Origin of the sequence: Muricauda brasiliensis, from assembly GCF_003057865.1 — a bacterium.
GTDB classification, from domain to species: Bacteria; Bacteroidota; Bacteroidia; order Flavobacteriales; family Flavobacteriaceae; genus Flagellimonas; species Flagellimonas chongwuensis.
The window spans coordinates 16,805-28,956 of record NZ_QBTW01000012.1; the positions used below are offsets into that span (position 1 = coordinate 16,805).

The following is a 12,152-nucleotide window of genomic DNA, read 5'->3' on the forward strand; positions in this document are numbered from 1 at the left end:
GGGAAGTTGGTCGGAACTATTAGTCAAAAAACAATTAAAGCTGGGATAAGCAACATTGGAAAAGTCATCTCCAATTGGAAAATATCTGAATAAAGAAACAACAAAAAATGAACAGTCAAACATATCATAAAAGCATGGCCCTAACCGGCGAACCACCAAAAAGTTTGAGCATAGGTCAAAAACTTGCAGTCCTCTTAGGGTTTTCAGGACTGGGCATTTTATTTTTGGCCGTGTTTAACGTCAATTTTCCTAATAAGACCTTATGGCTGACCTTGTCTTTATTGGCTATCAGTATTGGAACCATTTGGTTTTCATGGGGTGCCTATTCGCAAAAAACGCCGGGCATTAAAAATGATGGTGTGTGGTTCAAGTCCATTTCAAGTCGTGGGTTATGGGCATGGATAGCGGGGTTGGCCCTTACAGGTTTTTATATCGTACTTTATTTTTATCCCGAATATCTTGGGCTGGTCAATGAGGGGAACAATAAAGGTGTTATTGGCCTTTTTGACCCCCTCAGTAAATTTTTGAACGGCAATCCGGCCAGTCAATGGTTTGTTTATGGCACACTCTACACCGTTGCCATCTTAGTTTTCGGTATCAAGTTCCTTTGGAAATTCCGTCACAACCGATATGAAAGATTACGAACATGGAGTGTGATGTTTTTTCAATTGGCATTTGCTTTCATCATCCCAGAATTGATGGCCCGTTTGAACGGTCATAAAATTTTGGATGGCGGGAGTTTGCCTTACTACGACCTCAAAAATATTTGGCCCCTCAATTATTACAATTTTGAAGGTTACCGTATCAAGGCCTTTTTAAGTTCAGGGGAAATCGGTTTTGCACTATTGATTTTTGGTATCCTTTCCATTTTTGTGATAACTCCTATCCTCACCTACAAATATGGCAAAAGATGGTACTGTTCCTGGGTCTGTGGTTGTGGGGGATTGGCCGAAACTGCCGGAGACTCCTTTAGACAGTTGAGCGATAAATCTACATTTGCATGGAAAGTGGAACGTTGGGTGGTGCACAGCGTTGTGGTATTCGTGACCTTGATGACCACCGCCGTAATCTACTCTTATTTGGGAACGGACACCAGCAAATATTGGCTGACCAAGGGCTCCTTTTTGATCGGGGTGGCCGTTTTACTGACTTTAGTTTTTGGTTGGGCCATGATCTTTAAAAGAAATCAACTTCAAAAAGATGCCCAATATGGAGCCATCGGTTACTTTGTAATCATCATTGCCCTGATCGGTTTTCACTTTTTTAGTGGTGATGGCGAGGTTTTTCTCTTCAAATCGGGAACGCTACGTAAATCCTATTCCTTTTTAATTGGGAGCATATTTTCGGGGGTTATCGGAACAGGGTTCTATCCCATTTTCGGCAGCAGGGTATGGTGCAGGTTTGGCTGTCCCATGGCGGCCATATTAGGCTTTCAGCAGAAACTATTTTCCCGGTTTAGGATCACCACTAACGGAGGTCAATGTATCTCTTGCGGAAACTGTTCCACCTATTGCGAAATGGGTATCGATGTTCGCGCTTATGCCCAAAAAGGTGAAAATATAGTACGTGCCAGTTGTGTGGGCTGTGGAATATGCTCCGCAGTATGTCCACGTGGCGTACTTAAATTAGAGAACGGCCCATTGGACAAAAGAATAGATAGTAATCAAGTTTTATTGGGTAATGATGTGGATTTGATGACGTTAGTGAACAAAAACTAAACATCCAATAAAACTATATCCCACCTCTTTTATTTTTAGATATCCTTAACATTTTTTCGGTTTATTGGTTTAGTTTTGATCCTGCAAACACTAACTAAATCGATTCCCGGCCAATGGCTGATATCAAAGTAATTATTCCCGCAATCAACGAAGGAGATTCCATTGGTTTGGTAGTTTCCGAAATCCCTGATCATGTATCAGAAATTGTAGTGGTTGACAACGGTTCCGAAGACGATACCGTAGCCAATGCAAAAAAAGCTGGCGCCACCGTAATCACAGAAAACCGCAAGGGCTATGGGTTTGCCTGCTTAAAGGGATTAAATTACCTATCCGAACGATCCAAAACACCCGACATCATCGTATTTATCGACGGAGATTATTCAGATTATCCAGAGGAATTGGATAAGATTGTTGCCCCTATTTTGGAAAATGACATCGATTTTGTGGTGGGAGCGCGAAAAAAATCACTTCGTGAACCGGGATCAATGACCCCACAACAGGTTTTTGGGAACCAATTGGCCACATTCTTAATGAGATTGTTTTTTAGGTCAAAATTTACGGATTTAGGACCTTTTAGGGCGATAAAATATGAAAAGCTCAAAGAATTAAAAATGCAGGACACTACGTACGGTTGGACAGTGGAAATGCAGTTAAAAATTTTAAGAAAAAAAATGTCATACATCGAAGTACCAGTGCGTTACAAACGAAGAATTGGTGTCTCAAAAGTTTCTGGTACGGTAAAAGGTACTATATTTGCTGGCATAAAAATATTGGGTTGGATCTTTAAATACAGTTTAAAATAATGGGACTCGCTATCGTTTACATCATCATTGCTATTTATAGTACCGCCTTAGTTTTAATATTCTTTTACAGCCTTGCTCAATTGAATCTTTTGATCAATTATCTAGGCTATAAAAAACGAAACGAGGAAGCCCCAAAATTCAACCTTCTCGATCCCAAGGAAATCCCATACGTTACCATTCAACTTCCCATCTATAACGAGGAATATGTAATGGAGCGTTTGCTGGACAACATTGCCAAAATAGAATATCCAAAAAGTAAATTGGAGATACAAGTATTGGACGATTCCACCGACGATTCTGTCATCGAAACGGCCCGTAGAGTTACTGAACTTCAAGAAACTGGATTGGATATTAAGCACATCCGAAGAGAAAACCGACAAGGTTTCAAGGCCGGTGCACTAAAAGAAGGATTGGAAATCGCCAAAGGTGACTTTATCGCTATTTTTGATGCTGACTTTTTGCCTGAAGCAGATTGGCTCAAGAAAACCGTTCCCTATTTTAAAGATCAAGAAATCGGTGTGGTACAGACCCGCTGGGGACACATCAACAGAGATTACTCTACCTTGACCCGTATCCAGGCCTTTGCCTTGGATGCACATTTCACCTTGGAACAAGTCGGAAGAAATTCCAAAGGACACTTCATCAACTTTAATGGTACAGCAGGTATCTGGAGAAAACAGTGTATCCTTGATGCTGGTAACTGGGAAGGCGACACCCTAACCGAAGATTTGGATTTAAGCTATCGCGCCCAATTAAAAAACTGGAAGTTCAAGTATTTGGAGGACGTGGAAACGCCAGCCGAGCTACCCGTAGTTATCAGCGCCGCACGTTCACAACAGTTCCGTTGGAACAAAGGCGGGGCCGAAAACTTCAGAAAAACCGTATTGAGCGTTATTACGGCCAAAAACATATCCTTTAAAACCAAATTCCACGGAGTAATGCACCTTTTGAACAGTTCCATGTTCCTTTGCGTGTTCATCGTGGCCTTGTTGAGCATTCCTATGCTCTATATTAAAAACACCTATGGTCATTTAGGGTGGGTGTTCGAGGTAACAAGCTTCTTTATTTTGAGTACCATTATCCTGTTCGTATGCTATTGGTTTACCTATAAGAGCATACAGGGCAGCAGCTTTGATAATTTTGTAGACTATATTAAACTGTTCTTTACCTTCTTTTCCGTTGCATTGGGCTTCTCATTGCACAATACCGTAGCTGTTTTGGAAGGACACTTGGGTAAACGAAGCGAGTTTGTACGTACACCAAAATTCAACATCAACAGTATAAAGGATACTTGGAAAGGCAATAAATATTTGACCAAAAAATTATCGCCCAATATGATCTTGGAGTTTGCCTTGATGATTTATTTCCTTTTTGGAATGTACAGTGCCATCCCATTGAACGACTATGGATTGTTTCCTTTCCACTTAATGTTGTTCCTAGGTTTTGGTTTTGTATTCTTTAATTCCTTAACTTCCAAGGCATAAAACACCACAATGCAATCTTATTGGCGACTGCATAGATACCCGATATTATTTGCGGTCGCTTGTATTTTATTCTACTGGAGCTTTGCTTACAATTTGGTCCGCACCGATTTTGTTAAGCTGTTCATGCTATTTGGTGCACTTTTTTACCTCACCTCCAAAATTATTCAGTTCGAAAAATGGAATTTCAAGTTCCTATTAGTGGCTGGAATAGTGTTCCGTTTGGTATTCCTGATGGCAGAACCCAATCTTTCGCAGGATTTCTATCGGTTTATTTGGGATGGCGAGCTTATTAAGAACGGCATCAACCCATATTTGTACACTCCCGACCAAATTATGGAGCAAGGGACCATATCATTTCCCAGCATGATGGAACTACGTGATGGGATGACCGACCTTAATGCAAGACATTATAGCAACTATCCGCCTGTCAACCAGATACTTTTTGCCCTAGCCGCTTTCTTGGGAGGCAGAAGTGTCTTGGGCGCCACAATTGCCATGCGTCTAATCGTAGTCATTGCCGATTTTGGCGCGCTCTACTTTGGAAGAAAGCTGCTGCAAAACATGAACAAGGCCAACCATTTGGCATTTTGGTATTTTTTGAACCCATTGGTCATCATCGAAATCACGGGTAACCTCCATTTTGAAGGCGTAATGCTCTTCTTCTTTGTTTGGGCCTTGTATCTCATATCAAAAAACAAATGGTTATGGGCAACACCAGTTTATGCCCTATCCATAATGGTCAAGCTAATGCCATTGATGTTCCTGCCACTTTTTATAAAATATCTCAGGTTTAAAAAAAGTGCCGTTTTTTACTCCCTCGTCCTACTGGCTTGTGCCGCTTTACTTCTTCCATTTTACTCTTCCGTTTTTATTGATAACTATACAGACACCGTCGGATTATGGTTTTCCAATTTCGAGTTCAATGCCAGTATCTACAACGTGGTAAAAAAGATTGCCGTAGACTATTACGAGGCCAAACCATGGGAATTGATTGACTCCTACGGTTCGTTAATTCAAAAAATTGTACTTGTCTTAATCCTATTGTTCGCTTTTATTCGCAAAAACAGGACTTTGGAAAGCCTTATTACCTCCATGGTATTTGCACTGGCCTGCTATTATTTTCTATCTACCACGGTTCATCCTTGGTACGTAGTCTTCTTGTTGGGCTTTGCCATCTTCACCGACTATCGGTTTCCCTTGGTCTGGTCCTGTGCTATCATTTTGAGTTATTATGCCTACACCAATCCAGACAATAAGGAGAGTTTATGGTTATTGGCGATTGAATATATTCTGGTCATCGGCTTTTTTATTTATGAAATGATAGGAAGCAGGCCGAAAAAGTTATATTTCTTCAAAAAGTAACCACAACTTCAGAACAATTCGAATTAATTTGTACTTTAGCCTTCATAATGAAAGGACACGAGTACATATTTTCTTCTTTGAGCATTGCTGCTCCCATCAGTCCATTTACCCCCCGTCGTCGTCGCCCGTAAGGGTGCATTATATCAATTGGAAATAGGTGAGTCCATTTCCGCAGAACGACCAAATCTATTTTTTTTTAATTTTTTCAGAATAATCGCTTGCAATGGAAATTATTGTTGCTAACGAATCTCATTTTAAATACGCACAGATCATAAGTGATACCATCACCGAATCGGCAAAAGTCCGCGGCACAGGTATCGCCAGACGCACACCAGAATATATTATAAAAAGGCTACAGAACGGCAATGCCATAATTGCCTTGGATGGCGATAAATTTGCCGGCTTCTGCTATATCGAAGTATGGGGCAACAAAGACTTTGTGGCCAACTCCGGTTTGATCGTACATCCCGATTACAGAAACCAAGGATTGGCCAAACAGATTAAAAAAGCTGTTTTTGACCTTTCTCGAAAAAAATTCCCCGAGGCCAAAATATTTGGCATTACCACTGGACTGGCCGTTATGAAAATGAACTACGAGCTGGGTTATAAACCTGTTACATTTTCCGAACTTACGGATGACCCCGAATTCTGGAAAGGCTGCCAGACCTGCAAAAACTTTGATATCCTAACACGTACGGAGAAAAAAATGTGCCTTTGCACGGGAATGTTGTACGATCCAGCATCAAAAAAGCAGGAAACCAAAAAATTGAACAACAAGGCATTTCAACGCCTTAAAAGCATAAAGGAACAACTGTTTCTAAAAAAGAAAGACAAATAAAATATTAATTCGAGCTCTAGTGGTAACAAATACAGCTCCACTGCGCTCGATGTTACAACATAAAGAATCAAGAAATGGAAAAATTAGTTTTAGCATATAGCGGCGGATTGGATACTTCATACTGTGCCAAATATCTATCTCAAGAAGAAGGATATGAGGTACATGCAGTAAGTGTGAACACAGGAGGTTTTAGCAAGGACGAAATAAAGGAAATCGAAGAAAAAGCCCTTGCTCTTGGTGCTTCCAGCTATACTTCCATAGATGCCGTAGCCACGTTTTATGAAAAAGTAGTAAAATTTTTGATCTTCGGAAATGTATTGCGGAACAACACCTATCCCCTTTCGGTGAGTGCGGAACGAATCGTACAAGCAATCGAGATCGTAAACCATGCCAAAAAAATTGGTGCAAAGCATATAGCGCACGGAAGTACCGGCGCGGGCAATGACCAAGTTAGATTTGATATGATCTTTCAGATCTTGGCACCGGAGATTACCATTATCACCCCTATAAGGGACAAAAAATTGGCCCGGGAAGAGGAAATCAATTACCTGCAGCAAAACGGTATTGATTACTCTTGGGAAAAAGCCAAATATTCGGTTAACCGTGGCTTATGGGGAACATCCGTTGGAGGCGACGAAACGTTGACCTCTCACCTCTCATTGCCGGAAAGCGCCTATCCGAGCCAATTGGAAAAAGAACTATCAAAAGTTCTGAAGCTCACATTTAAAAAAGGGGAATTGGTCGCTCTTGACGGCGAACAGGACATACCCGTGGCCAATATCGAGAAGTTGTCGGCCATTGCCTCCAAATATGCCATAGGCAGGGATATACATGTAGGAGACACTATAATAGGAATCAAGGGAAGGGTTGGTTTTGAAGCCGCAGCACCGTTGATCATCATTAAGTCGCACCACCTATTGGAAAAACATACCTTGAGCAAATGGCAGCAATTCCAAAAAGAACAGATGGGTAATTTTTATGGTATGTTGTTGCATGAAGGAAACTATCTGGATGAAGTAATGCGAAACATCGAAGCCTTTTTGACAGATACCCAAAAACATGTTTCCGGAGATGTCTTTATTACCCTACACCCATACCGATTCGAGCTGAACGGGATCACTTCCGAACATGATTTGATGAATGCTTCCTTTGGAAGTTATGGTGAAATGAACAAGGGATGGACGGCAGATGATGCCAAAGGATTCATCAAAATTTTGTCGAACTCAGGGAAAATAGCCAACCACGTAAACCAAGATTCATGATCAAAACAGGAATCATAGGAGGTTCGGGTTACACTGGCGGGGAATTGATCAGGATTCTGCTCAACCACCCTCAGGCCCAAATCGATTTTGTATATAGCACCACAAGAGCGGGAAAACCGATTAGTTCTGCGCATCAAGATCTATTGGGACTTACCGATCTCCAATTTTCCGGTGAGATCAACCCAGAGGTCGACGTAGTTTTTCTATGCCTTGGCCATGGCAATTCGACCTCATTTTTGAAAGAGAACCATTTTTCGGCCTCAACAAAGGTCATTGACCTCAGCAATGATTTTAGACTGCAAGCAGATTCGGTTTTTAACGGGCAACGTTTTATTTACGGGCTTCCAGAACTAAACAGATCTTCCATTCAATCAGCGGAGGCCATTGCTAACCCTGGTTGTTTTGCGACAGCCATCCAATTGGGGCTTTTGCCTCTGGCTAAAGCAGGTTTGCTTGGGGAAGATGTACATATCAACGCCGTCACCGGCAGTACCGGAGCGGGCGTAGGATTATCGGAAACATCCCATTTTAGCTGGAGGAACAACAATGTTTCGTGGTACAAACCTTTTACGCACCAACATTTGGGAGAAATTGGAGAAAGCTTGAATTCCTACGGGAAGTCTGTAGGCAAATTGATGTTCTTGCCGAATAGGGGCAATTTTACCAGAGGAATTTTGGCGACCGCTTACACAAAATATAGCGGAACCCTTGATGAAGCTTCGAAATTGTACAGTGATTTTTATAAAGATGCCGCCTTTACCCATATCTCGGATGAAGAACTGCATCTAAAGCAGGTAGTAAACACCAATCAATGCCATATCCATTTACACAAACATGATGACCTCCTTTTAGTGACATCGGCCATCGATAATTTATTAAAAGGGGCATCGGGGCAAGCAGTACAGAACATGAATTTGATGTTCGGTTTTCCTGAAACCGAAGGTCTGTTGTTAAAAGCAGGAGTATTTTAAAACAGGCACCCTGAGCGGAGTCGAAGGGTGCTAATAAACCAGATTCCTGCCTGCGCAGGAATGACAAACAAAAGAACAAATGAAAATAGCCATCATAGGAGCGGGAAACTTGGGGCTTGCCATTGCAAAGGGCATCTTGCACAGCAACGGGGCCACGACCATGTACCTCACCAAACGAAACACCAGATCTATTCAGGAGTTTGAAAAATATGGAATAGTAACCGTTACCTCGGATAATAAGGAAGCGGTAATCAACTCCGACATTCTCATATTTGCGGTGCAGCCAGGTCATTTTGACAAAATATTGAACGAAACCAAAGACCTACTTACCGAAAAACATGTGATCATCAGTACCATCACAGGTTTTAAAATCCCTAGGATTGAAGAAATCATCGGGTCGGATAAATTTATCATCCGAAGTATGCCCAACACTGCAATTTCCGTTGGCAAATCCATGACCTGTATTTGCAGCAACGAATTGGGCAAAAAACGAATCGATCTGGCCAAGGCCATTTTCAACCGAATGGGACATACCATGGAAATCCCAGAGGACCAAATGCAGGCGGCCACCGTAATCTGCGCGAGCGGAATCGCATTTTGGATGCGTTTGATACGTGCTACCACACAAGGAGCCATTCAATTGGGGTTTGATGCCAAGGAGGCACAAGAACTTGCTATGCATACCTGTAACGGAGCCGCAAGCCTATTGATAGAATCGGGCAGTCACCCAGAAGAAGAAATTGATCGCGTGACCACCCCAAAAGGATGCACCATTGAAGGTTTGAACGAAATGGAACATCAAGGATTGAGCTCATCATTGATCAGGGGAATTGTATCCTCGTTCGAAAAAATCAGTCAAATCAGAAAAGGATAAAGATATCAGGTCGAGCGATCACAAATAAGAAATTATGAAACTATTCGATGTATACCCCTTATATGATGTCACGCCGGTAAAAGCCTTGGGCATCGAGGTCTGGGATGAGAAAGGACAAAAATACTTGGACTATTATGGCGGACATGCCGTAATATCCATTGGACATACACATCCGCATTATGTAAAGCGCATCAAGGACCAATTGGAACAGATGGCTTTTTACAGCAACTCCGTACAAAACCCGTTGCAGGAAGCCTTGGCCAAAAAGTTAGGTGAATTGTCAGGCTGTGAAAATTACGATCTTTTTATGTGCAATTCAGGTGCAGAAGCCAATGAGAACGCCCTGAAAATGGCCTCTTTTCACAATGGCAAATCCAAGGTAATTGCTTTTTCCAACAGTTTTCACGGAAGGACCTCGGCCGCAGTTGCCGCTACGGACAATCCAAGCATCAACGCGCCCATTAACCGACAACAGGAGGTCACTTTTTTGACGTTGAACGATTTTGATGCCTTTGAAAAAGCTATTGAAACCGGCACCTATTGCGCCGTTATTCTAGAAGCCATTCAAGGTGTTGGGGGATTGGACGAACCTACAACCGAGTTCTTTCAATTTATCGCGGATAAGTGCAAGGAACACCATGTGGTCCTAATTGCGGACGAAGTACAGTCAGGATACGGACGTAGTGGTAAGTTCTTTGCTTTTCAGCACCATGGCATCGAACCGGACATCATATCCATTGCCAAGGGAATGGGCAACGGTTTTCCCGTAGGCGGTATTTTGATACATGAAAAATTTAAGCCATCATATGGTCTTTTGGGAACCACTTTTGGTGGTAACCATTTGGCGTGCGCAGCCAGTTTGGCGGTATTGGAAGTTTTGGAAGATGAGCATTTAATCGAGAACGCCTCAACACTTGGTTCGTATTTTAAGGAAAAAGCAGCCGAAATACCCGAAATTAAAAAAGTAAAGGGCCGAGGATTGATGATAGGCTTGGAATTTGATTTTGAAGTGGCCGAGCTCCGTAAAAAAATGATCATGGAGCAGCACATATTCACCGGAAGTGCCAAAAACAAAAAATTGTTGCGATTTTTACCAGCACTGAACATCACTAAAAACGACATTGACCTATTTTTTGAAGCGCTGAAAAAAGCATTATAATGAAGCATTATTTATCCGTAAACGATATAGAATCCCTACCCGATTGGGTAGATGAAGCAATAACCCTAAAAAAAGACCCATATCGGTTTGAAGATTTGGGCAAACGTAAAACCATATGCCTGTTGTTTTTCAACAATAGCCTTAGGACCCGTTTAAGCACGCAAAAGGCGGCCATGCACCTTGGTATGGAAGTAATGATCATGAATTTCGGCAACGAAGGCTGGGCGCTGGAATATGGTGATGGCACTGTAATGGACCAAGGCACTTCGGAACATATCAAAGAGGCCGCACAAGTGGTTTCCCAATATTCCGACATTGTAGCCATTCGCGCTTTTGCAGGTTTGGTGGACAAAGAAAAAGACGAAGCCGAGGAGGTAATCAATGGATTTGCCAAATATGCCACAATTCCAGTGGTGAACATGGAAAGTTCCGTAGGGCATCCGCTTCAGGCTTTGGCCGATGCCATTACTTTGAAGGAGAATGAAGTAAAAAAGAGACCGAAAGTAGTTTTGTCCTGGGCACCCCACCCCAAAGCATTGCCACATGCGGTGGCCAATTCCTTTATTCAGATGATGAAACTGCAGGATGCCGATTTTGTCATCACTCATCCCGAAGGATATGAACTTAATCCAGAACTGACTCAAGGTTGCACAATTGAATACGATCAGGACAAGGCACTGGAAGATGCGGATTTTGTATACGTGAAAAACTGGAGCAGCTATTCCGATTACGGAAAAGTATTGAACAAGGATAAAAACTGGACCATTACCAAAGAAAAATTGGGACATGCCAAATTTATGCACTGCCTTCCCGTTCGAAGAAACATGATCGTCGAGGACGCCGTTTTGGATGGGGAACAATCATTGGTGGTGGAACAGGCCAAAAACAGGATTTATTCCGCACAGATCGTATTGAAAAAAATATTGGAGGAAAAATGAAACTCAAGGACAAGGTCTGCATAGTTACAGGCGCAACCAGTGGAATGGGAAAAGCCATTGCCGAATCCTTTTCTTCTGAAGGAGCCAAGCTAATACTTTCTGGTCGTAACCAAGAAAGCGGCAAAGCATTGGAAAACTGCCTTAACAATGCGCTCTTTGTTCCAGGTGATGTTACCTACCCGTCCTACAACAAAAAGTTGGTGCAAACCGCTATGGAAACCCATGGTAAACTGGACATCCTATCATTGAATGCCGGCATTCTTGGATTGGGAAATGTTCAAGAACTGTCCATTGACACTTGGCGGCACACCATCGATACGAATTTGAGTTCCATCTTTTACCTTTGTAAATACGCACTTCCACAGTTGCAAAAACAACCGCAAGGCAATATTTTAATCAATGCATCAATTGCAGCCTTCAAGAGTTTCCCAAACCATCCCGCTTATTGTGCTTCCAAAGCTGCATCCGTAGCCCTGATGAAGCAAATGGCAGTTGATTATGCGCCAAAAGTCAGAGTGAATGCCATTTGTCCAGGCCCAGTGGACACCCCTTTGTTGTGGGAATCCGCCCAAGCTTTTGAAAATCCAGATACTGCTGTCGAAAATGCGAAAAGGACTACATTGTTAAAAAGGTTGGGGACGCCCAAGGATATTGCTAAACTTGTACTTTTCTTGGTTTCCGAGGATAGTTCTTGGATTACAGGAACCACAGTGACCATAGATGGAGGGATTATAAATACATAA

Annotated in this window: 11 protein-coding genes; all 11 read left to right on the top strand. The window is 42.2% G+C overall.

What is annotated here, in order from left to right; all coding sequences use genetic code 11:
• Window positions 1–107: 107 nt before the first annotated feature.
• Window positions 108–1,718, top strand: a complete 1,611-nt coding sequence (locus tag DCK90_RS09520; RefSeq protein ID WP_108245976.1) for a 4Fe-4S binding protein — start codon at window positions 108–110, stop codon at window positions 1,716–1,718.
• Window positions 1,719–1,831: 113 nt separating this feature from the next.
• Window positions 1,832–2,521: a glycosyltransferase family 2 protein gene (locus tag DCK90_RS09525; protein ID WP_108245977.1), complete on the top strand. Its 690-nt coding sequence runs from the start codon at window positions 1,832–1,834 to the stop codon at window positions 2,519–2,521.
• A complete protein-coding gene (locus DCK90_RS09530) occupies window positions 2,521–4,005 on the top strand; it encodes a cellulose synthase family protein (protein ID WP_108245978.1) in 1,485 nt (494 codons plus the stop codon). Before DCK90_RS09525 ends, DCK90_RS09530 begins: the two co-directional genes overlap by 1 nt.
• Before the next feature lie 9 nt (window positions 4,006–4,014).
• Window positions 4,015–5,367, top strand: a complete 1,353-nt coding sequence (locus DCK90_RS09535) for a glycosyltransferase 87 family protein (protein WP_108245979.1) — start codon at window positions 4,015–4,017, stop codon at window positions 5,365–5,367.
• A gap of 223 nt (window positions 5,368–5,590) precedes the next feature.
• Window positions 5,591–6,205 (top strand): GNAT family N-acetyltransferase, encoded by a 615-nt coding sequence (locus DCK90_RS09540; protein ID WP_108245980.1) that lies wholly within the window; start codon window positions 5,591–5,593, stop codon window positions 6,203–6,205.
• A gap of 74 nt (window positions 6,206–6,279) precedes the next feature.
• A complete protein-coding gene (locus DCK90_RS09545) occupies window positions 6,280–7,467 on the top strand; it encodes an argininosuccinate synthase (protein WP_108245981.1) in 1,188 nt (395 codons plus the stop codon).
• A complete protein-coding gene (argC, locus tag DCK90_RS09550) occupies window positions 7,464–8,438 on the top strand; it encodes an N-acetyl-gamma-glutamyl-phosphate reductase (protein WP_108245982.1) in 975 nt (324 codons plus the stop codon). The genes DCK90_RS09545 and argC overlap by 4 nt, the downstream gene beginning before the upstream one ends.
• Window positions 8,439–8,517: 79 nt before the next feature.
• Window positions 8,518–9,312 (top strand): pyrroline-5-carboxylate reductase, encoded by a 795-nt coding sequence (gene proC / locus DCK90_RS09555; RefSeq protein WP_108245983.1) that lies wholly within the window; start codon window positions 8,518–8,520, stop codon window positions 9,310–9,312.
• A gap of 34 nt (window positions 9,313–9,346) precedes the next feature.
• Window positions 9,347–10,471: an aspartate aminotransferase family protein gene (locus DCK90_RS09560; protein WP_108245984.1), complete on the top strand. Its 1,125-nt coding sequence runs from the start codon at window positions 9,347–9,349 to the stop codon at window positions 10,469–10,471.
• Window positions 10,471–11,409 carry a Rossmann-fold NAD(P)-binding domain-containing protein gene (locus DCK90_RS09565; RefSeq protein ID WP_108245985.1) on the top strand — a complete coding sequence of 313 codons (939 nt, stop codon included), beginning with the start codon at window positions 10,471–10,473 and terminating at the stop codon, window positions 11,407–11,409. Before DCK90_RS09560 ends, DCK90_RS09565 begins: the two co-directional genes overlap by 1 nt.
• Entirely contained in the window at window positions 11,406–12,152 is a 747-nt protein-coding gene (locus DCK90_RS09570; RefSeq protein WP_108245986.1) for an SDR family NAD(P)-dependent oxidoreductase, read from the top strand. The genes DCK90_RS09565 and DCK90_RS09570 overlap by 4 nt, the downstream gene beginning before the upstream one ends.

Excerpts from the sequence above, each read along its gene's own strand:
- DCK90_RS09560 (WP_108245984.1), top strand. The coding sequence starts at position 9,347 with ATGAAACTATTCGATGTATACCCCTTATATGATGTCACGCCGGTAAAA.
- DCK90_RS09530 (WP_108245978.1), top strand. The coding sequence starts at position 2,521 with ATGGGACTCGCTATCGTTTACATCATCATTGCTATTTATAGTACCGCC.
- DCK90_RS09535 (WP_108245979.1), top strand. The coding sequence starts at position 4,015 with ATGCAATCTTATTGGCGACTGCATAGATACCCGATATTATTTGCGGTC.
- DCK90_RS09570 (WP_108245986.1), top strand. The coding sequence starts at position 11,406 with ATGAAACTCAAGGACAAGGTCTGCATAGTTACAGGCGCAACCAGTGGA.
- DCK90_RS09565 (WP_108245985.1), top strand. The coding sequence starts at position 10,471 with ATGAAGCATTATTTATCCGTAAACGATATAGAATCCCTACCCGATTGG.
- argC (WP_108245982.1), top strand. The coding sequence starts at position 7,464 with ATGATCAAAACAGGAATCATAGGAGGTTCGGGTTACACTGGCGGGGAA.
- DCK90_RS09540 (WP_108245980.1), top strand. The coding sequence starts at position 5,591 with ATGGAAATTATTGTTGCTAACGAATCTCATTTTAAATACGCACAGATC.
- proC (WP_108245983.1), top strand. The coding sequence starts at position 8,518 with ATGAAAATAGCCATCATAGGAGCGGGAAACTTGGGGCTTGCCATTGCA.
- DCK90_RS09545 (WP_108245981.1), top strand. The coding sequence starts at position 6,280 with ATGGAAAAATTAGTTTTAGCATATAGCGGCGGATTGGATACTTCATAC.
- DCK90_RS09525 (WP_108245977.1), top strand. The coding sequence starts at position 1,832 with ATGGCTGATATCAAAGTAATTATTCCCGCAATCAACGAAGGAGATTCC.
- DCK90_RS09520 (WP_108245976.1), top strand. The coding sequence starts at position 108 with ATGAACAGTCAAACATATCATAAAAGCATGGCCCTAACCGGCGAACCA.